Source organism: Micromonospora sp. U21, from assembly GCF_018070045.1.
Taxonomy (GTDB): Bacteria; Actinomycetota; Actinomycetes; order Mycobacteriales; family Micromonosporaceae; genus Micromonospora.
On sequence record NZ_JAGPYK010000004.1, the window covers coordinates 303,188 to 322,913 of the forward strand.

The window sequence follows — 19,726 nt, forward strand, 5'->3', positions numbered from 1 at the left end:
TGATCATCATGGCGCTGACCTCTCGTCGACGTGGAGCTGTCGGTGGTGCTTGATCAAGTCCATACCCAGTTCGGCCGGACCCGGAAACCGCTGTCGCCCGTCCGGGCGGGTCGGCCGTACCACATCCCGGCCTGATCAGGGCGTTGTCCACAGGTGACGTCGTTGTCCACAGGTCGGGGGCGAGGTGCTGGCGAGCACCGTCCGCAGCGCCGAGGCTCAGTGCCGAGTCGACTCGCGCTGGCAGGTTCCCGATCCCCCTGGAGGGACGATGTTCGACACCTACGTGACAATCGTCGGCAATGTGCTGACCACGCCCGAGTGGCGGCGTACCACCCAGAGCAACACCCTGGTGGCCAACTTCAAGGTCGCCTCCACCGCCCGCCGGCTCGACCGCGACAGCGGCCGCTGGGTCGACGGCAACTCGCTTCGGGTCCGCGTCAACTGCTGGCGCAAGCTCGCCGAGGGGGTGGCCGCCTCGGTGATGGTCGGCGACCCGGTGGTGGTCTGCGGCCGGCTCTACACCCGCGACTGGACCGACGACGCCGGCAACCACCGCACCCTCTACGAGCTGGAGGCCGTCGCCGTCGGCCACGACCTGTCCCGGGGCAGGGCGCGGTTCCTGCGCAACCGCCCGAGCATGACCACCAGCACCATGGAGGACGCGGAGGCGGAGAGCCGGGTGCACGGCGAGCCCACCGAGCCGGTGCCGGCCGGGCAGACGCCCGTCCCGCCCGACGACCGTCCGCTCGACGACGACTTCGAGCTGCCCGACTTCGGCACGACGCGTACCGGCGCGTTCACCGCGGCCGGCCTGCTCGACGACGATGCTCCTCACAGCACCGACGGCTCGGGGGGCGGTGACGCCGACGGCCCGGCGGGGCTCGACGACGACGAACTGGCCCTCCCGCCCGGTGCGGAGGACGACCAGCCGGACGACGACCAGCCGGACGACGAGTTGGGGCCGGTGCCGGACGAGGGCCGGCCGGAGCCCACGCCGTCCGGCCGGGCGCGGCGTGGCCGGGGGCGGGTCCCGCAGCCGGCGTGACCCCTCGACCCGGCCGTCCCGGCTGTCGCGGACGGCGGCCGGGGCGGCGGCCAGGCGGCGACGTGACCTGTGCGCGAGCGGCATCGGTGGGCGGATGCTCCGGCGGCACGTCACGAACGGGGGCGGGGTGGCGACGCGACCGGCGTCGTCACCCCGCGTGACGCCCGTGGCTCGGCTCCTACACGCCGGGCGTTGTGGTTCGGGGCGTGCCGGGCCGGGCTGGTTCACGGGATGCTCGTCTAGGCTGGCCGGCCGGAGGTGGTGCGCGTGCGACGGACAGCGCCGGTGGCGAACGCGGTGGGGCTGCTGGCCGGGTACGCGCTGGACAGGCTGCTCGGCGACCCACGCCGGTGGCACCCGGTGGCCGGCTTCGGGCAGGCCGCCGGCGCGCTGGAGCGGCGGCTCTACCGACCGGACCGGACGGCCGGGGCGGCGTTCACCGCGCTGGCCGTGGGTGGGCCGGTGCTGCTCGGGGCGTTCGCCGCGGCTGCCACCCGGCGCCGGCCGGTGAGCCGGGCGGTGCTCGTCGCCGCCGGCACCTGGACGGTGCTGGGCGGTCGCACCCTGCGGCACGAGGCCACCGTCATGGGTGGGGCGCTGCGCGACGCCGACCTGCCCGCCGCCCGGCGACGCCTCGGTCACCTCTGTGGCCGGGACCCGTCGACCCTGGGCGAGTCGGAGCTGGCCCGGGCCACCGTCGAGTCGGTCGCGGAGAACACCTCCGACGCGGTGGTCGCCCCGCTGGTCTGGGGCGCGGTCGCCGGCCTGCCCGGGCTGCTGGGCTACCGCGCGGCCAACACCCTCGACGCGATGGTCGGGCACCGGTCGGCGCGCTACGCGCGGTTCGGCACCCCGGCCGCCCGGCTGGACGACCTGCTCAACCTCGTGCCGTCCCGGCTGACCGGGCTGCTCACCATCGCCGTCGCGCCGGTCGCGAACGGCGACCGGGAACGGGCCTGGCGGGTGTGGCGGCGCGACCGCAACGACCACCCGAGCCCCAACGCCGGTCAGTGCGAGGCGGCGATGGCCGGTGCACTTGGGGTTCGCCTCGGTGGCCGCAACGTCTACTTCGGGCGCTCCGAGGTGCGCCCCTTCCTGGGCGACGGCCCCCGACCCGAGGCGCGGCACCTCAAGCGGGCCGCCCGGATCTCCGGCGCGGTCGGCCTGGCCGCCCTCGGGCTGGCCGCCGCGTACCCGCTCACCGTCGGGCGCCTCGCCGCCGCCGTCGGGCGGCGCGGGCTGAAGGCCGCCGTCGGCCAGCGCGGGCAGGTCACCGCCGTTGGCCGGCGCAGGCTCAATGGTGTTGGCCGGCGTGGACTGGGAGCCGCCGTGGCGGGGCAGGGGAGCGGGCGGTGAGCGGGCTGCTGGTCGCCGGCACCACGTCCGACGCCGGCAAGAGCGTGCTCACCGCCGGCATCTGCCGCTGGCTGCACCGGCAGGGCGTGAAGGTGGCGCCGTTCAAGGCGCAGAACATGTCGAACAACTCGGCGGTGGTGGTCGGGCCGGACGGGCGCGGCGGCGAGATCGGCCGGGCCCAGGCCATGCAGGCCGCCGCCTGCGGCATCGCCCCAGACCTGCGCTTCAACCCGGTGCTGCTCAAGCCGGGCAGCGACCTGGCCAGCCAGGTCGTGCTGCTCGGCGAGGCGGTCGACACGATCACCGCCGGCACCTTCCGGCAACTGCGTCCCCGGCTCGCCGAGACCGCGTACGCGGCGCTGGCCGAGTTGCGGGCCGCGTACGACGTGGTGATCTGCGAGGGCGCCGGCAGCCCCGCCGAGATCAACCTGCGGGCCGGGGACTACGTCAACATGGGGCTGGCCCGGCACGCCAACCTGCCCACCATCGTGGTCGGCGACATCGACCGGGGCGGCGTCTTCGCCTCGATGTTCGGCACCGTGGCCCTGCTCGACCCGGCCGACCAGGCGTTGATCGCCGGCTTCGTGATCAACAAGTTCCGGGGCGACCTCGGCCTGCTCCAGCCGGGGCTGGACATGCTCCGCCACGTCACCGGCCGCCCCACGTACGGGGTGCTGCCCTGGGCGCTCGACCTCTGGCTCGACGCCGAGGACTCGCTCGCCTACGGCCGGGTGCTCGGCCGCCCGGCCGCCCCGCACGGCACCGAGTGGCTGGAAGTCGCCGTCGTCCGGCTGCCCCGGATCAGCAACGCCACCGACGTGGAGGCGCTGGCCACCGAGCCGGGGGTCCGCGTACGCCTGACCGTCGAACCAGCCGAGCTGGCCGCCGCCGACCTGGTCGTCCTGCCGGGGTCCAAGTCGACCGTGGCCGACCTCGCATGGCTGCGCGAGACCGGCCTGGCCGACGCGGTCCTGGCCCACGCTGCGGCCGGCAAGCCGCTGCTGGGTCTCTGCGGCGGTTTCCAGATGCTGGGGCGGGCGATCCACGACCCGGTGGAGAGCCGGCAGGGCAGCGTGCCGGGCCTCGGTCTGCTGCCCATCGAGATCACCTTCGATGCGCGCAAGACCGTCCGGCAGTCGGTGGGCGCCGCCCACGGCGACCTGCCGGTCCGTGGCTACGAGATCCACCACGGGTACGTCTCGCAGACCGACCCGACCCTGACACCGCTGCTGACCGGGAGCGACGGCGTCGGCGAGGGCGCGGTGCTCGGCGTCGTGCACGGCACGCACTGGCACGGGGCGTTCGAATCCGACGGCTTCCGCCGTGGTTTCCTCACCGAGGTGGCCCGGCTGGCCGGGCGCAGCGGGTTCCGGGTCGCGCCGGACACCAGCTTCGCCGCGGCCCGGGAACGCTCGCTCGACCTGCTCGGCGACCTGGTCGAGGAACACCTGGACACCGACGCCCTGTGGCGCCTCATCGAGATCGGGCCACCCCCCGGCCTCCCCTTCGTCCCACCCGGCCCGCCACCGGCCTGACCGGTCGCCGGTCAGCGGCGGATGTCGGCGGGGCGGTCGGTGGTGGGAAAACCGGCGGCGAGCCACGCGTCGACGCCGCCGATCATGTCGGTGGCCCGGCGCAGCCCGAGCGTCTGCAGGCTGGCGGCGGCCAGGCTGGAGCTGTAACCCTCCCGGCACACCAGCACGATCTCCCGGTCGTAGCCGGTGGCCTCCGGGATGCGCCATTCGCTGGCCGGGTCGAGTCGCCACTCCAGCACCGTCCGGTCGATGACGACCGCGCCGGGCAGGTCGCCCTGGTCGCGGCGCTGTATCTCGGTACGGGTGTCGACCAGCAGCGCGCCGCCGCGGACCGCCTCGACGGCCTGCTGCGGAGTCAGTCGGTGCAGCCCGGCGCGGGCCTGTTCGAGCAGGGCGTCGATGCCGGGGCTCATCACGTCTCGGAGCACCACCCGATCATCCCGATTCGGGCGTGTGTCGGACGGCGAACGGGCCGCGCATCACCCGTCGTCGCCCCAAATCCCCCGGACGTGACGGTGCCCGGCCGTGGCGGTCAGCCGGACGAGTTGCGGCCACCTCGATCCGGCACGATCGACTCGGCTTCCTGGAAGTCGTGGTGTCCTGTCGGTGGGATACCCCGGTTTCCGTGATCGCGAGTCGATCGTGTGGACTTGGCGCTGTTTTCTACCGAATCGTCGGCGTGGACGGGGGACGGCGTGGACGGGGTGCCGTCGGTGGCGGTCGTCGAGGCGTACGCCGAGCTGGCCCGCCGCGTGCTCGCGGGCCCGGCACGGTTGGGGCGGACCCGGCTGGTCGCGGTCGACGGGCCGAGCGGCGCGGGCAAGAGCCGCTTCGCCGCGCACCTCGCGGACGCCCTGGCGGCGCTGCCCGGCGGTGCCCGACCGCCGGTCGTGCACACCGACGACCTGCTCGACGGCTGGGACGACCAACTCACCTTCTGGCCCCGGCTCGACGAGTGGGTGCTGGGCCCGCTGCGCGCGGGGCGACCCGGCTCCTACCGGCGCTACAGCTGGGTGCGGCGGTGCTTCCTGCCCCGCCCGGTCCCGGTGCCGGCCGCGCCGGTGCTGATTCTGGAGGGGGTCAGCGCCGCGCGCGCCGTCGTCCGGCCGGAGCTGAGCCTGGCGGCCTTCGTCACCGCGCCCGCCTCGTTGCGGCTGGCCCGCGCGGTCGCCCGGGACGGAGCGGAGATCCTGCCCGAGCTGCGCCGCTGGCACGCCGGGGAGAGTGCGCACTTCGCCGCCGACGACACGGCCGCCCGCGCCGATCTGCTGGTCGACGGCGCGCCGACCCTGCCGTACGACGCGGACCGGTACTACGTTCGCATCCGCTGAGCGGGGCATGGACGTCTGCCACCGGCTACGGCACGATGCGAGGAGGCCCAGGGCTCGGCGAACGGGGGGACTCATCATGTCGGCAGCGGATTCGCCCGCGCGGCGCCGTATCACCCTCACCGGCATCAGCTCGCGGGCCTGGGAACATCCGGCCGACCGGGGCGCCCTGGTCGCGCTGCGCGAGCTGCGTGGCTTCGACGACGTGGTGCGGGCGTTCTTCGGCATGTGGAACGAGCGCGGCTTCCGGCTCTCCGTGCTGGCCTCGGGCATCCGGGTCGACCACCGGCAGTACCCGGCGGTCTGGCAGCGCTACACCGAGGCCGCCGCGGCGCTCGACGTCGCCGAGCTGCCCGAGCTGTACGTGACGCAGTCGCCCTGGCTGGGCGCCGAGGCGGTCGGCCTGGACCGGCCGTTCGTCGTGCTGAACTCCGCCTGCGTGCAGCAGCTCGACGAGGACGAGCTGCGCTGCCTGCTCGGCCACGAGCTGGGGCACGTCGGCAGCGGCCACGCGGTCTACAAGACGATGCTCATGATCCTCACCCGGTGGGCGGCCAACCTGAGCTGGTTGCCGGTCGGCGCGTTCGCGCTGCGGGCGATCATCGCGGCGATGCTGGAGTGGTGGCGCAAGGCGGAGCTCTCCGCCGACCGGGCCGGCCTGCTCGCCGGACAGGACCCGGCCGCCGCGCTGCGGCTGCTGATGAAGCTCGCCGGCGGCGGCGACCTGTCCCAGATCGACACCACCGCCTTCCTGGAGCAGGCCGCCGAGTACGCCGGTGGCGGCGACCTGCGGGACAGCCTGCACAAGATCCGGATGACCGCGTGGACCACACACCCGGTGCCGGTGGCGCGCGCCGCCCAGCTGCGGCAGTGGATCGACTCCGGGGCGTACGGCCGGGTGCTGGCCGGGGACTACCCGCGGCGCGACAACGACGGTTCGACCAGTGTCTCGGAGGAGATCAGGGCGGCGGCCGAGTCGTACCGGGAGGAGTTCAGCCGGTCCACCGATCCGCTGGTCGGGCTGCTGCGTCGGCTCGGCGACGGCGCCAGCGACGTCGGGGAGTGGGTGGGCGGCACCGCGGGCCGGGCCCGTTCCTGGATGGACGCCGCCACCGAGGCCGCCGGCCGCGCGCACCGCGCCGGCCGGACCGCGCCCGGCGCGACGGCGGGCGCCGGCCCGGCGGGAGCCGGTGAGGGTACGGGCTCGACCGGCACGCCGGGGTAAGGCCGGCATACGATGCCGGTCATGACCACACCGATCATGTCCGAGGCCCAGGTGCGGGCCGCCGTCGAGCGGGAGATGCCCGGTGTCCGGGCCGACCTGGAGCGCCTCGTCCGCATCCCCGGCATCGCCTTCGAGGGCTTCGACCACTCACACGTGGAGCGCTCCGCCGAGGCGGTCGCCGAGCTGCTGCGCGGCTGTGGCCTGGACGTCGACATCGTGCGTTCCGGCGGGCAGCCAGCGGTGATCGGCCGCCGTGCCGCCCCGGCCGGCGCGCCCACCGTGCTGCTCTACGCCCACCATGACGTGCAGCCGGTCGGCGACCGGTCGCTGTGGGAGTCCGACCCGTTCGAGCCGGTCGAGCGCGACGGTCGGCTCTACGGCCGGGGCGCGGCCGACGACAAGGCCGGCATCATGGCGCACATCGCGGCGCTGCGCGCGTACGGTGACGCGCTGCCTGTCGGCGTGGTGCTCTTCATCGAGGGCGAGGAGGAGTACGGCTCCGATTCGCTGGAGCGGCTGCTGGCCGAGCACCGCGACGAGATCGCCTCGGACGTCATCGTGATCGCCGACTCCGGCAACTGGGACATCGGCGTACCGGCGCTGACCACCTCGCTGCGCGGCATCGTCAACTGCTTCGTCGAGGTTCGTACGCTGGACCACGCGGTGCACAGCGGCATGTTCGGCGGTGCCGTCCCGGACGCGCTCACCGCGCTGGTCCGGCTGCTGGCCACCCTGCACGACGACGCCGGTGACGTGGCGGTGGACGGGCTGGTCGGCCGCGTGGGCGCCACCGTCGACTACCCCGAGGACCGGGTCCGGGCCGAGGCCGGGCTGGCCGAGGGCGTGCAGTTCATCGGCACCGGCCGGATCACCGACCGGCTCTGGACCAAGCCCGCGCTGGCGGTGCTCGGCATCGACGCGCCGTCCACCGGCGAGGCGCCGAACGCCCTGGTCCCGTCCGCGAAGGCGAAGCTGAGCATCCGGCTCGCCCCGGGCGACGACCCCAGGCGGGCTTATGCCGCGGTGCGCGCGCACCTGGAGAAGCACGCGCCGTGGGGCGCGCAGGTGACGGTCTCCTTCGAGCACGACGGCGACCCCTGTGTGATCGACGCTTCCGGGCCGATGTTCGACGCCGCCCGCTCGGCGTTCCGGCAGGCCTGGGACGGCACCGACCCGGTGGACATCGGCGTCGGCGGGTCGATCCCGTTCATCGCCACCTTCCAGGAGATGTTCCCGAAGGCGGCGATCCTGGTCACCGGTGTGGAGGACCCGCACGCCCGCGCGCACGGCCCGAACGAGAGCCTGCACCTCGGGGAGTTCGCCCGGGTCTGCCTCGCCGAGGCGCTGCTGCTGGGCAAGGTGGCCGCGGCGGGCTCGAACGGGAGCTAGGTGTCGGAACCGTAACTTCCGGTGTGATCTGGGAGTTTGCGGTGTGTCGGGCGCGGGGCTGTTATAGCCTTTCGAACATGAGTACGAACGAGGTGATGGCCCGGTTGGGGGCCGCCGTCAGCGCGCTGGGGGACGTCGACGTCTCCGCGTGGTCCGAGGACACGCTCAAAGAACAGCTCGGTGAGCTCTCCGCCGCCCTGGTCGCCCTCGACTCGGTGCTCTCCCGGGTCGCCGGCGAGGTCCGCGCCCGGGGGCTGCGCATCGAGGAACCCGTCTCCGCCTGATCCGCCGTCCACGTGGTCGGCGACTTCCTGCCGACACCGCCCGGGCACGGCAATGCCCGGGCGGTGTCGGGGGTGACTGGCAGGATGAACCTCGTGCGGTTTCTCGACCTGGCAGCCACGTCCGCCGCCGTCGGTGCCACCAGCGGCCGGCGGGCGAAGGTGGAGTTGCTCGCCGACGCGCTGCGCCGGCTCGACCCGGCCGAGGTGGAGCCCGGCGCCGGCTATCTCGCCGGTGAGCTGCGTCAGCGGCAGACCGGAGTGGGTTATGCGAGCCTGCGTGACCTGCCGCCACCGGCCGCCCAGCCGACGTTGACCGTGGCCGCCGTCGACGCGGCCGTCGAGCAGATCGCCGCAGTGCACGGCGCGGGCTCGCAGGCGCGACGCCGAGCGCTGCTCGGGGCCCTCTACGCGGCGGCGACCGTCGAGGAGCAGCGGCTGCTCACCAACCTCTTCAGCGGCGAACTGCGGCAGGGCGCCCAGGCCGGGCTGCTCGCCGACGCGGTGGCCCGGGCCGCCGAGGTGCCGGTGACGGCGGTCCGTCGGGCCCTGCTGCTCGCCGGTGACCTGCGGGCGGTGGCGGTGGCCGCGCTTGTCGGAGGTGCCGCCGAGCTGGCCGGGTTCGGCCTGCGGGTCGGCCGGCCGCTGGCGCCGATGCTCGCGCAGAGCGCCCCCTCGGTCGATGAGGCGCTGGCCGCGACCGGCGCACCGGCGGTGGTCGACGTGAAGCTCGACGGCATCCGCATCCAGGTGCACCGCTCCGGCGCCGACATCGCCGTCTTCACCCGCAGCCTCGACGAGATCACCACCCGGGTGCCCGAGGTGGTCGCCGCCGTCCGCGCGCTGCCCGGCCGGGAGTTGGTGCTCGACGGCGAGGCGATCGGCCTGGACGAGACCGGCCGCCCGCTGCCGTTCCAGCAGACGTCCAGCCGGGCCGCCCGACGCACCACGCCCAGCACAACAGGGCGCACACCGGTCGCCCCGGCGGTGCTCGCGGCCGCCGCCAGCACCGGCGAGACCGTGCTGACGCCGTACTTCTTCGACCTGCTGCACCTCGACGGCCAGGATCTGATCGACCTGCCCGGCCGGGAGCGGTGGGCCGCGCTCGCCGGCGCGGTGGACGCGTCGCTGCTGGTCGGGCGACTGGAGGTCGACAACCCGGAGCAGGCCGGGGCGGCGTTCGCCGCCGCCATCGACGCCGGCCAGGAGGGCGTGGTGGTCAAGGCGCCGGACGCGCCCTACGACGCCGGTCGGCGCGGCGCGGCCTGGGTCAAGGTCAAGCCCCGGCACACCCTCGATCTGGTGGTGCTCGCCGTCGAGTGGGGCAGCGGGCGGCGGCAGGGCTGGCTGTCCAACCTGCACCTGGGCGCGCGCGACCCGCGCACCGGCGACTTCGTGATGCTCGGCAAGACGTTCAAGGGGCTCACCGACGAGCTGCTGCGCTGGCAGACCGAGCGTTTCCTCGGCCTCGCGGTGGAGCGCGGCGACTGGGTGGTCCGGGTCCGCCCCGAGCAGGTGGTGGAGATCGCCTTCGACGGGGTGCAGACGAGTTCGCGTTATCCGGGCGGGGTGGCGCTGCGGTTCGCCCGGGTGGTGCGGTATCGCGACGACAAGTCCGCTGCCGAGGCGGACACCATCGACGCGGTCCGCGCCATCCACGCCGGCCGTCCCACCGGCTGACCGGCCGCACCGGCCCGGGTCACCGGCTGGAGAGAGCCCTGGCGTAGTTGACCTGGTTGTTGAGGTGCTGCACCTGGCCCTGGTCGGTGACCGGGATCCGGGCCACGTACTGCTGGGCGCCGTTGGTGACGGTCACCTGCACCGTGCCGTGGTGCCGGGTCTCCTTGACCAGCAGGAAGAGCAGGCTGAAGAAGGCGAGACAGAAGAAGCCGACGATCGCGCAGACCAGCGCCCAGGTGGCGATCTTCTCCTCACGCTGCCAGTAGTCGGCCACGTGCCAGGAGGCGCCGGCCAGCGGCAGCACCCCGGCCGGCGTACGGATGATCGGCGGGCTCACCGTGATCTCGGCGATCTGCACCGCGACCACCTCCGGCCCGGCCGCCGCGAAGCCGGCCGGCACCGGGTGCGCGGGCATCGAGACCGGCGGGTACGGCCCGACCGCCGGCCACGCCCCGGCGGCCTGCGCGGGCGGCCCGGAGAACTGCGCCGGGGGTCCCGAGAAGGGTGCGGGCGGCGCGGAGAACTGCGCCGGTGCTCCGGCGAACGGCACGGGCGGCGCGGAGAACTGCGCCGGAGGTCCGGAGAACGGCGCGGGTGGTGGCAGCTGCGTAGGCGGCGCGGCGAACGGTCCCGCCGACGGGACCGGGGTGGCGGGGAACTGCGCGGTGGGCGCCGTCTGCGGGGCGGCGGTCGCCGGGAATGCCGCCGGCGTACCGGGAGATGGCGTGACCGGAAAGGGCGCCGTCGGCGGGGTGACCGGAAGCGGCGCGGTGTGCGGCGCGGCGGCCCACGGGTCGATCGGCGGGTGCGCCTGGGTGTCCGGCTCCGAATCGGGCAGCGGGGCCGTGGGATCCGTGCTCACCGGGACCCCCAACGCGAAATGATCACCCGGCGGAGACTACCGGCTGCCATGCCGTCCCGGGTGCCCCGGACTGTCCGGTTCGGACACCGACGCGGTCAGCCGGTCAGGCGGACGCGCTCGACGTCGGCTCGGCGGCCCGGTCCAACGGGGTCGAGGTGGCGCCGATGCCGGCGGCCCGGCGGGCCTCCCGGCGGGCCACCCAGCCGTAGCCGAACAGGGCCATCACGGCGAAGAGCCACCACTGCACCACGTAGCCGAAGTTCTGCCAGTTGTTGGCGTGCCCGACCGTCACCGCCTTGAACACCGGGTCGGCCGCCGGCGTCTGCTCGTCGAGCAACAGGTAACCGCCGTACACCGGGTAGGGCAGTTCGCGGGCCAGCCGCGACACCCCGATCCGGCGGGTCTCCAGCCGCCCGTCGCGGCGGTCGACCGCGCCGGCGCCGCTCTCGGTCTCGTGCACCCGGCCGACCACCGTCACGTCCCCCGTCGGCACGGCGGGCACCGGCGGCTGGGCGGTCGCCCCGCCCGGCGCCGGCGGGATCCAACCCCGGTCCACCAGCAGCGCCGTGCCGTCGGCGAGCACCAACGGAGTGAGCACCTCGAAGCCGACCCGGCTGTCCACCGTCCGGCCACGGACCAGGACGGTGTTCGTCGGGTCGTACCGGCCGGTGGCGGTGATCCGGGTCCACACCTTGTCCTCGGCGGGGGCCGGGCCGGCCGTCCCCGCGCCGTCGGTGGGGGCGCGCAGCGCGTCGGCCAGCGGGACCGGGGCCATCCGCTGGCCGGCGTCGATCCGCTCGTTGACCTCGGTGCGCGCCCGGTAGCGGTCCAGCTGCCAGTTGCCGAGCAGGACCATGACCGCGGCGGCGACCAAGGTCAGGGCGAGGGCGCCCAGCCAGCGTGGGCTCAGCAGGAACCGGTACACGGCACCGAGGCTACCCGTATGACCGGCGCCACTGACCTGGACCGGGCCGCGACCGGTCGACCGGCCCCGGTCGGCGGTGCTCGCGCATCGCGCGGGGACGGGTATCGTCACGCGGACGGACCGGCCCGCCCGGTCCGCCGTCGCGTACCCGCCGCCGCCCGCGAGGAGTCGATGATGACCGTCGTGCCGCGCCTGGTGCTCAGCGCGCCGTCCTCCGGGCACGGCAAGAACGCGTTGGCTATCGGGCTGCTCGCCGCCCTGGCCGAGCGGGGTGTCGACGTCGCCGGGTTCAAGCTCGGCCCGGACCACGTCGACGCCGCCTACCTCGGCCTCGCCTCCGGTCGGCCGGGCCGGGTGATCGATCCCCGGCTGGTCGGCGTCGACCGGCTCGCCCCGCTGGTCGCGCACGGCGCCGAGGGCGCCGGGCTCGCCGTGGTGCAGGGCAGCATGGGCCTGTACGACTCGGTCGGTGGCCGCCCGGAGCAGGAGTCCACGGCCGCCGCGGCCGCCGCGCTGCGCAGCCCTGTGGTGCTCGTGGTCGACGTGGCCGCGATGGGTCAGTCGGTGGCCGCCCTGGTGCACGGTTTCCGCTCGTACGACGAGCAGCTCTGGCTCGGCGGGGTGATCCTCAACCGGGTGGCGTCCTCGCGGCACGAGGCGATGCTGCGTGAGGCGCTGGATGACGTGAACGTGCCGGTCTACGGGGCGCTGCGCCGGCAGGACCTGCCGGCGGTGCTGCCGTCGCGCCGGCACGGCGTGGTGCCGGTGGTCGGCGGGTCCGCCGACGCCGCCCGCGCGGTCCGCCGGCTGGGCGAGGCCGTCGCCGCCACGGTCGACCTGGAACGGCTGCTCGGGCTTGCCCGCTCCGCTCCGTCTCTGCCGGCCTCGGCGTGGTCGCCGGAGGAGGCGCTCGGTCCGGTGACGGTCCCCGCGGACCGCCCGCTGGTGGCGCTCGCCGGCGGGCCGGGCGGCAGCTTCAGCCACCCGGAGACCGCCGAGCTGCTGCGGGCCGCCGGCGCCGAGGTGGTCACGGTCGATCCGCTGCGCGACGAGGCGCTGCCGGTCGGCATCCGTGCGCTGGTCGTCGGCGGTGCACTGCCCGAGGCGTACGCCGAGCAGCTGTCGGCCAACCGGCGGCTCTGCATCGCCGTGGCCGAGTTGGCGCGCACCGGCCGTCCGGTGGTCGCCGAGGGCACCGGTCTGCTCTGGCTGGCCCGGGAGCTGGACGGGCTGCCGATGTGCGGGGTGTTGGACGCGGTCGGCGTCAGCCGGGACGGCCTGGTGGTGGGCTACCGCGAGGCGACCGCCCAGACCGACAGCGTGGTCGCCGCGCAGGGCACGGTGCTGGTCGGGCACAAGGAGCACCGAGCGGTGCTCACCCCGCGGGCCGGTCAGCGCCCGGCGTGGAGCTGGGACGGCGGCACGCCGGAGGGCTTCGTCTGGCGCAACGTGCACGCCTCGCAGCTCACCCTGCACTGGGCCGGCCACCCGACGACCGCGGCCCGGCTGGTCGCGGCGGCGGTGGCCGACCCGGCGACCGAGGCGGTGCCCGTGGAGCCCGGCGGGGTGCCGGCGTGATCGGTCAGGTGGCGGTGCGCCGCTTCCCGGCGCTGACCGTCTCCACCCCGCGCACCGAGGTGCGGCGGCACACCGCGGCCGACGCGGCGCCGGTCGGCGAGATCTTCGCCGACAAGCTCACCCGGCGCTGGCTGCCGCTGGCCGACGACTCCGGCCCGATCGACGGGCACGCCTGGTGCACGGACCTGGCCCGCCAGCGGCGCGACAGCGGCGAGGGGGACCACTGGGCGGTGCTCCGCCGCGAGGACGACCAGGTGGTGGGCTCGCTCTGGACCCGGCGCACCGACTGGGGTGCCCGGACCACCGAGATCTCCTACGCGATGGCGCCGCACGCGCGCGGGTTCGGCCTGGCCGCCGAGGCCGTGGACGCGGTGGCCATCGCGCTGATCCTGGAGCACGGCTTCCAGCGGGTCGAGCTGCGGGTGGCTCCCGGCAACCTGGCCTCCCGCCGCGTCGCCGAGAAGGCCGGCTTCAGCTACGAGGGCCTGCTGCGCAACGCCGGTTACGTCCGCGGCGGCCGGGTGGACCTCGAACTCTGGTCGTTCGTCGCCGCCGACCTGCGTTGAGCCTCGCCGGTCAGCCGACGATGGCGTCCGAGGGTGGGGTGAACTGGCGGGTCGGTTGACCCTTCAGGCCGTCGCGCAGCGTCTCCGCGACCGCCGCGATCGGGATCTGGGACTGCCCGTCGCCGACCGCGTTGAACGGGTTGTCCGGGTCGGAGATGAAACTCGCCGCGGCCAACTCGGGCGTGTAGCCAACGAACCAGGCGGACCGGGTGCTGTCGGTGGTACCGGTCTTGCCGGCCACCGGGCGGCCGACCGTACCCCGGACGCTGTCGGCGGTGGACCAGCCGCCGCAGCCTCCACGCGCCGGGGTGTCGCCGGTCGGGCAGCGGGCGGCGTCGGTGGCCGCCCTGGCGGCGTCCGCGCTCACCACCTGCCGGCAGCGCGGCTTGGCCACCTCGCGTTGGATGCCGCTGGCGGTGGCGTACGTGGTCGGCGTGCCGTCCCTGTTCATGATCGCCTGCACCGGGATCGCCTCGCAGTACCGGCCGTCGGCGGCGATGGCGGCGTACGCGTTCGCCATCTCCAGCGGGGTGGCGTCGGAGACGCCCAGGGTGAACGCGCCCCACTTCGACGCCTTGGTCGGCGAGGCATGCTCCCGGTCCACGTCGGTTCGCCAGCGCAGCCCGAGCTGCTCGGCGAGGCGGACACCCTTCTCCGCGCCCACCTGCTCCTCCAACCACACGAAGTACGTGTTCACCGACTTGCCGAAGCCGGACCACATGGTCTGCCGCCCGCTCATCGCCCCGCTGGCGTTCGACGGCGCCCAGCCGTCATAGACCCGCGACTGGTATCGGTACGGGGCGTTGAACTCCGTGGACAGCGTCATCCCCGAGTTCAGTGCGGCCAGCATCGGGAACATCTTGAACGTCGACCCGGCCTGGTAGCCCGGCAGGTCACCGCCGCCGAGCAGCGGCGCCACCGTGTTCGGGTAGTTGGCCTTCACCTTCGGCCCCGCCTCCGGGTTGGAGCTCTGCGGGTTCTCGCTCAGGTCCAGCGAGTACGTCCGGTTCACCGCCATCGCCTTCACCCGCCCGGTGCCCGGCTCGGAGACCACGATCCCGTTGGCGAACGGGCTGCCGGTGCCCTCCTTGGCGCCGACGTTCTTCTCCGCCGCCTCCTGGATCTTCGGGTCGATGCTGAGCACGATCCGGTAGCCGCCCCGGCGCAGCTTGTCCATCCGTTCCAGCCGGTTCGCCCCGAACGCCGGCTGGGCGCTCCACCAGTTCTTCAGGTAGTCGCAGGCGAATCCCCAGCTGTTGTACTTCTCCAACACCGCGGCGCAGTCGTTCGGCGGGCTGGTCAGTTTCAGTCGGATCGGCTCGGTCTTCGCGGCGGCGGCCGAGTCGGGGGAGAGGTAGCCGAGTTGGCTCATCCGGTCCAGGACGTAGTTGCGCCGCCCGGTGGCCTCCTTCTGGTCGGAGTCGGCCGGGTCGTACTCCGACGGCGACTTGACCAGCCCGGCGAGGGTGGCCGCCTCGACGGGGGTGAGGTCCTTCGGGGTCTTGGAGAAGAAGATCTCGCTGGCCGCGTAGATGCCGTACGCCCGGTGCCCGAAGTACGCCGAGTTCAGGTAGCGCTCCAGGATCTGCTCCTTGCTCATCTCCTTCTCCAGGTCCAGCGCCATCCGCATCTCCTTGACCTTGCGCAGGCTGGTCTGCTGGGTGGCCTCCTGGACCTCCTTGGGGGTGGTCGCGCTGTCCCGCAGGGCCATCCGGACGTACTGCATGGTCAGCGTGGAGGCGCCCTGGGAGACGCCGTTGGAGCGGGTGTTGGCCACGAAGGCCCGTGCCACGCCCTTCGGGTCGACGCCGTGGTGCTGGTAGAAGCGGGAGTCCTCGGCGGCGACGATCGCCTGCTGGATGTTCGGCGACATGTCCGACAGCTTGGTGTACTGCCGGTACTCCTCGTAGAACATGGTCAGCACGGTCTTGCCGTCCGGGGCGTAGAGGTACGAGGTCTCGGCGGGCAGGGCGGTGGTCAGCAGCTTGGTCTTCGCCTCGACGGCGTGCGCGGTGGCCTTCGCGCCGAGCCCGGTGAGGGCGACCAGCGGGTACGCGGCGGCAGCGATCACGATGCCGGCGATCAGCCCGGCGCGGAGGAGAGGGACGAGTCGACCAGCGGCAGCAAGGGGTCGGTTGCTCACGTGGCCAAGTTATGACATTTCCGATTCGTGCATGAGAAGAACTCATAAACCGGCGGGTGGTGACGCGGCTTACGCGGAGATCAGCTGTCCCAGCGGCCACCTTCCCGGCAGGATCGCGGACATGCGTGATCAGCCGAGCGGAGCGGCACCCGGCCCTGGGACCGGACCGGCAGCTGTTCCCGAGCCGGACCTGGGCCACCACGGCGACGCGGAGGTGGGTGCCGGCCTGGTCGACCTCGCCGTCAACGTCCGCCAGGCACCGCTGCCGGACTGGCTGGCCGGCCCGATCACCGCCACCCTCACCGACCTGGGCCGCTATCCGGACCCCGCACCGGCCCGGGCCGCTGTCGCCGCCCGGCACCGGCGTCACCCGGACGAGGTACTGCTCACCGCCGGCGCCGCCGAGGGGTTCGTGTTGATCGCCCAGGCGCTGCGCGGCGTACGCCGGCCGGTCGTGGTGCACCCGCAGTTCACCGAGCCGGAGGCGGCGCTGCGGGCCGCCGGGCACCCGGTGGAGCGGGTGCTGCTGGACGCCGCCGAGGACTTCCGGCTCGACCCGGACCTGGTGCCCGCCGACGCCGATCTGGTGATGATCGGCAACCCGACGAACCCGACGTCGGTGCTGCACCCGGCACGCACCCTGGCCGCGCTGGCCCGCCCGGGCCGGGTGCTGGTGGTCGACGAGGCGTTCGCCGACACCACCGCCGCACCCGGGCGACCCGGCGAGCCGGAGTCGCTGGCCGAGCGGCGCGACCTGCCCGGGCTGCTCGTGCTGCGCAGCCTCACCAAGACCTGGGGCCTGGCCGGCCTGCGCATCGGCTACCTGCTCGGCGCGCCGGAACTGCTGTCCCGGCTGGCCGCCGTCCAGCCGCTCTGGGCGGTCTCCACGCCCGCGCTGGCCGCCGCGTCGGCCTGCGCCACCCCCGTCGCGGTCCAGGCCGAACGCGCGATCGCCGCCGAACTCGCCGCCGACCGCGACCGCCTGACCGCCCGTCTGACCGACCTGCCCGGTGTACGCGTCGTCGGCCGCCCGGCCAGCGCCTTCGTGCTGCTGCACCTGCCCGGAGCGACCCGTGTCCGGGCGGCCCTGCGCGAGCGGGGCTGGGCGGTACGCCGGGGTGACACGTTTCCCGGGCTCGGCCCGGACTGGCTGCGGGTGGCGGTGCGCGACCGATCCACCACCGACGCGTTCATCGAGGTGCTGCGCGAGACCATGGAGGCATGATGCTGGAGACCACGATCGCGGCGATCCGACCGCCGGACGAGTCGGCCATGGCCAGCGCTCGTGAGCTGCACGGCCGGCTCACCAAGCCGGCCGGCTCGCTGGGCGCGCTGGAAGAGCTGTCGGTACGCCTCGCGGGCCTGGCCGGGGCCTGCCCGCCGCCGCTACCCGAGCCGGCCGCGGTGGCGATCTTCGCCGGGGACCACGGGGTGCACGCCCAGGGGGTGACCCCGTGGCCGCAGGAGGTCACCGGGCAGATGATCGGCAACTTCCTGGCCGGCGGCGCGGTGGTCAACGCGTTCGCCCGGCAGGCGGGAGCCTCGGTCACCGTGGTCGACGTCGGCGTGGCCACGCCGCTGCCCGCCCAGCCGGCCGCCGAGACGTCCGGCCCGGTCGTCCTCGACCCGTCCACGCCCCGGATGGTCGCCGCGTCCGTCCGCCGGGGCACCCGGGATCTCGCGGTGACCGCTGCGCTCACCCGGGACGAGGCGCGGGCCGCCGTGCAGACCGGCATCCGGATCGCCGACGAGCTGATCGAGGCCGGGGCGGCCATCCTGCTCACCGGGGACATGGGCATCGGCAACACCACCCCCGCCGCCGCTCTGATCGCCGCCTTCACCGGCGCCGACCCGCTCGACGCCACCGGCCGGGGCACCGGGGTCGACGACCCGACGTACGCCCGCAAGGTGGCCGTGGTGCGGGCCGCGCTGGCCCGGCACGCGCCTACCCCGGCCGACCCGCTGGGTGTGCTGGCCGCCGTCGGCGGCCTGGAGCACGCCGCGCTGGCGGGGCTGATCCTGGGCGCCGCGGCGCGCCGCACGCCGGTGCTGCTGGACGGGGTGATCGCGGTCTCCGCCGCCCTCGCCGCCGCCGCGTTCGCCCCGGACGCGGTCAGCGCCATGGTCGCCGGTCACCGCTCGGCCGAGCCGGGCGCGACGGTGGCGCTGCGCCACCTCGGCCTCGACCCGCTGATCGACCTGGGGCTGCGCCTCGGGGAGGGCACCGGAGCACTGCTGGCGCTGCCGGTGGTCACCGGCGCGGTCCGGGTGCTGCACGAGGTGGCCACGTTCGACTCCGCCGGGGTGGCCGAGAAGTGAGCGGGCGCAGCGGACGAAGTAGCGCGGCGGCGGCGTGAGCACCAACCCGTACCCGCTCGGCCTGCGGCTCGACGGGCGGCGGGTGGTCGTGGTGGGCGGCGGCGTGGTCGCCACCCGACGGGTCCCGGCGCTGCTTGATGCCGGCGCGGACGTCCTGCTGGTGGCGCCGGAGCTGACCCCGGCGCTGCGCGCCCGGGCGGACGCGGGCCGGCTGCGCTGGGTGCCGCGCCGGTTCGAGCCGGATGACCTGGACGGGGCGTGGCTCGTCCAGGTGGCGATCGACGACCCGGTCGCGGCGGAGTCGGTGAGTGCGGCTGCCGCCGAGCGGCGGATCTTCTGCGTCCGCGCCGACGACCGGACGGTCGCCACGGCCTGGACCCCGGCGGTGACCCGGCACGGCCCGGTCACCGTGGCGGTGCTCGGCGGCGGCGACCCGCGCCGCGCGATGACCGTCCGCGACGCCATCCGCGACCTCCTGGGTGCAAGGAAGGGCCCCCTGTTGACGCCTGCGGTAGAGGAAGGGTCCCTTCCTAACGCGGGCGGGCGGGTGGCGCTGGTCGGGGCGGGGCCGGGCGACCCGGAGCTGATCACGGTGAAGGGCCGGCGGTTGCTGACCGAGGCGGACGTGGTGGTCGCCGACCGGCTGGTGCCCGGGCTGCTCCTGGACGAGCTACGCCCCGACGTCGAGCTGGTGGACGCCTCGAAGATCCCCTACGGACCGTCCCGGGCCCAGGAGGAGATCAACCGGATCCTGGTGGACCGGGCACGGTCGGGCGCTCTGGTGGTTCGGCTCAAGGGCGGTGACCCGTACGTCTTCGGCCGGGGCGGCGAGGAACTGTTGGCGTGCGCGGCGGCCGGCGTGCCGGTGACCGTGGTCCCCGGGGTGACCAGCTCGATCGCCGCCCCGGCCGCGGCCGGCATCCCGGTCACCCACCGGGCGGTGGCGCACGAGTTCACCGTGGTTTCCGGGCACGTCGCGCCCGACTCACCGGCGTCGCTGGTGCGCTGGGAGGCGCTCGCCGGGCTGCGCGGCACCCTGGTGATCCTGATGGGGTTGAAGAACCTCGCCGCCATCACCGCCACCCTGATCGCGCACGGCCGGTCGCCGCGGACACCGGCCGCCGTCGTCCAGGAGGCCACGACGGGTGCCCAGCGGGTGCTGCGCTCCACCCTCGGCGCGGTGGCCACCGACGTGCTCGCCGCCGACCTTCGCCCGCCCGCGGTCGTCGTGGTGGGCGACGTCGTGCACGCGCTGGACAGCTGACGGTTGGCGGCGGGCCTTGCCGCGCGCTTCGACGCGCCGGCTCGGCGTGCGGGGCTTCGGCGTGCGGGATGCCCCGGCGTGCGGTGCTGGAGCCAGTGGCGCGACACGGGAGCCGGCGGACACACCCCTTCGGGCGCGCCGGGTAGTCCCGGCCCCACCGGTCGGCAGCACCGACGGCCGGCCGGCCGCGACACGAGGCTGCCCAGGGACAGGCGACGGGCCGGAGCAGC

At 74.7% G+C, this 19,726-nt stretch carries 17 protein-coding genes; 13 read left to right on the forward strand and 4 right to left on the reverse strand.

The features are described 5' to 3' along the window. The first annotated feature begins 268 nt into the window (after positions 1-268). The 3 genes from KBX63_RS07785 to KBX63_RS07795 all read left to right on the forward strand — a co-directional run bounded on the left by KBX63_RS07785 (position 269) and on the right by KBX63_RS07795 (position 3,936). Entirely contained in the window at positions 269-1,045 is a 777-nt protein-coding gene (locus tag KBX63_RS07785) for a single-stranded DNA-binding protein (protein ID WP_210910009.1), read from the forward strand. Between the two features lie 267 nt (positions 1,046-1,312). Next, entirely contained in the window at positions 1,313-2,401 is a 1,089-nt protein-coding gene (locus KBX63_RS07790) for a cobalamin biosynthesis protein (protein WP_210910011.1), read from the forward strand. After that, entirely contained in the window at positions 2,398-3,936 is a 1,539-nt protein-coding gene (locus tag KBX63_RS07795; protein WP_210910012.1) for a cobyric acid synthase, read from the forward strand. Before KBX63_RS07790 ends, KBX63_RS07795 begins: the two co-directional genes overlap by 4 nt. A gap of 11 nt (positions 3,937-3,947) precedes the next feature. Here the strand turns inward: KBX63_RS07795 and KBX63_RS07800 are convergent, their stop codons facing one another. After that, positions 3,948-4,349 (reverse strand): rhodanese-like domain-containing protein, encoded by a 402-nt coding sequence (locus tag KBX63_RS07800; RefSeq protein WP_210910191.1) that lies wholly within the window; start codon positions 4,347-4,349, stop codon positions 3,948-3,950. A 243-nt stretch (positions 4,350-4,592) separates the two neighbouring features. Here KBX63_RS07800 and KBX63_RS07805 point away from each other — a divergent pair, with 243 nt between their 5' ends. The 5 genes from KBX63_RS07805 (at position 4,593) to KBX63_RS07825 (ending at position 9,839) form a co-directional block, all read left to right on the forward strand. Continuing rightward, positions 4,593-5,267, forward strand: coding sequence for a uridine kinase (locus tag KBX63_RS07805; protein ID WP_247661933.1), 675 nt, complete (start codon positions 4,593-4,595; stop codon positions 5,265-5,267). A 76-nt stretch (positions 5,268-5,343) separates the two neighbouring features. After that, positions 5,344-6,489, forward strand: coding sequence for a M48 family metallopeptidase (locus KBX63_RS07810; protein WP_210910014.1), 1,146 nt, complete (start codon positions 5,344-5,346; stop codon positions 6,487-6,489). A 36-nt stretch (positions 6,490-6,525) separates the two neighbouring features. After that, the gene (locus KBX63_RS07815) at positions 6,526-7,878 is read left to right on the forward strand and encodes a dipeptidase (RefSeq protein WP_210910195.1); all 1,353 of its coding nucleotides are present in this window, start codon (positions 6,526-6,528) and stop codon (positions 7,876-7,878) included. 77 nt (positions 7,879-7,955) lie between these two features. Next, the gene (locus KBX63_RS07820) at positions 7,956-8,162 is read left to right on the forward strand and encodes a hypothetical protein (protein ID WP_074313863.1); all 207 of its coding nucleotides are present in this window, start codon (positions 7,956-7,958) and stop codon (positions 8,160-8,162) included. A gap of 84 nt (positions 8,163-8,246) precedes the next feature. Continuing rightward, complete coding sequence (locus KBX63_RS07825; protein WP_247661854.1) at positions 8,247-9,839, forward strand: ATP-dependent DNA ligase; 1,593 nt, start codon at positions 8,247-8,249, stop codon at positions 9,837-9,839. A 19-nt stretch (positions 9,840-9,858) separates the two neighbouring features. Here the strand turns inward: KBX63_RS07825 and KBX63_RS07830 are convergent, their stop codons facing one another. Then, positions 9,859-10,701 (reverse strand): hypothetical protein, encoded by an 843-nt coding sequence (locus tag KBX63_RS07830; protein WP_210910019.1) that lies wholly within the window; start codon positions 10,699-10,701, stop codon positions 9,859-9,861. Between the two features lie 103 nt (positions 10,702-10,804). Beyond that, the gene (locus tag KBX63_RS07835; RefSeq protein ID WP_307871644.1) at positions 10,805-11,626 is read right to left on the reverse strand and encodes an SURF1 family protein; all 822 of its coding nucleotides are present in this window, start codon (positions 11,624-11,626) and stop codon (positions 10,805-10,807) included. 174 nt (positions 11,627-11,800) lie between these two features. Here KBX63_RS07835 and KBX63_RS07840 point away from each other — a divergent pair, with 174 nt between their 5' ends. Both KBX63_RS07840 and KBX63_RS07845 read left to right on the forward strand, forming a co-directional pair. Beyond that, positions 11,801-13,204: a cobyrinate a,c-diamide synthase gene (locus tag KBX63_RS07840; RefSeq protein WP_210910021.1), complete on the forward strand. Its 1,404-nt coding sequence runs from the start codon at positions 11,801-11,803 to the stop codon at positions 13,202-13,204. Next, positions 13,201-13,770, forward strand: coding sequence for a GNAT family N-acetyltransferase (locus KBX63_RS07845; RefSeq protein WP_210910024.1), 570 nt, complete (start codon positions 13,201-13,203; stop codon positions 13,768-13,770). The genes KBX63_RS07840 and KBX63_RS07845 overlap by 4 nt, the downstream gene beginning before the upstream one ends. 10 nt (positions 13,771-13,780) lie before the next feature. Here KBX63_RS07845 and KBX63_RS07850 read toward each other — a convergent pair whose 3' ends face one another. Next, positions 13,781-15,913 carry a transglycosylase domain-containing protein gene (locus KBX63_RS07850; RefSeq protein ID WP_210910026.1) on the reverse strand — a complete coding sequence of 711 codons (2,133 nt, stop codon included), beginning with the start codon at positions 15,911-15,913 and terminating at the stop codon, positions 13,781-13,783. 121 nt (positions 15,914-16,034) lie between these two features. Here KBX63_RS07850 and cobC point away from each other — a divergent pair, with 121 nt between their 5' ends. Genes cobC through cobA form a run of 3 tightly spaced genes read left to right on the forward strand, consistent with a single transcriptional unit; the run spans position 16,035 to position 19,496 of the window. Next, positions 16,035-17,138, forward strand: coding sequence for an Rv2231c family pyridoxal phosphate-dependent protein CobC (gene cobC / locus KBX63_RS07855; RefSeq protein WP_210910028.1), 1,104 nt, complete (start codon positions 16,035-16,037; stop codon positions 17,136-17,138). Then, the gene (gene cobT, locus KBX63_RS07860; protein WP_210910030.1) at positions 17,138-18,232 is read left to right on the forward strand and encodes a nicotinate-nucleotide--dimethylbenzimidazole phosphoribosyltransferase; all 1,095 of its coding nucleotides are present in this window, start codon (positions 17,138-17,140) and stop codon (positions 18,230-18,232) included. The genes cobC and cobT overlap by 1 nt, the downstream gene beginning before the upstream one ends. A gap of 34 nt (positions 18,233-18,266) precedes the next feature. Further along, positions 18,267-19,496, forward strand: coding sequence for a uroporphyrinogen-III C-methyltransferase (cobA, locus tag KBX63_RS07865; protein ID WP_210910032.1), 1,230 nt, complete (start codon positions 18,267-18,269; stop codon positions 19,494-19,496). The last annotated feature ends 230 nt before the right edge of the window (positions 19,497-19,726 follow it).

Coding starts and splice junctions, on each gene's coding strand:
- KBX63_RS07820 (WP_074313863.1), top strand. CDS start 7,956: ATGAGTACGAACGAGGTGATGGCCCGGTTGGGGGCCGCCGTCAGCGCG.
- cobC (WP_210910028.1), top strand. CDS start 16,035: ATGCGTGATCAGCCGAGCGGAGCGGCACCCGGCCCTGGGACCGGACCG.
- KBX63_RS07810 (WP_210910014.1), top strand. CDS start 5,344: ATGTCGGCAGCGGATTCGCCCGCGCGGCGCCGTATCACCCTCACCGGC.
- cobT (WP_210910030.1), top strand. CDS start 17,138: ATGCTGGAGACCACGATCGCGGCGATCCGACCGCCGGACGAGTCGGCC.
- KBX63_RS07815 (WP_210910195.1), top strand. CDS start 6,526: ATGTCCGAGGCCCAGGTGCGGGCCGCCGTCGAGCGGGAGATGCCCGGT.
- KBX63_RS07800 (WP_210910191.1), bottom strand. CDS start 4,349: ATGAGCCCCGGCATCGACGCCCTGCTCGAACAGGCCCGCGCCGGGCTG.
- KBX63_RS07825 (WP_247661854.1), top strand. CDS start 8,247: ATGAACCTCGTGCGGTTTCTCGACCTGGCAGCCACGTCCGCCGCCGTC.
- KBX63_RS07785 (WP_210910009.1), top strand. CDS start 269: ATGTTCGACACCTACGTGACAATCGTCGGCAATGTGCTGACCACGCCC.
- KBX63_RS07840 (WP_210910021.1), top strand. CDS start 11,801: ATGACCGTCGTGCCGCGCCTGGTGCTCAGCGCGCCGTCCTCCGGGCAC.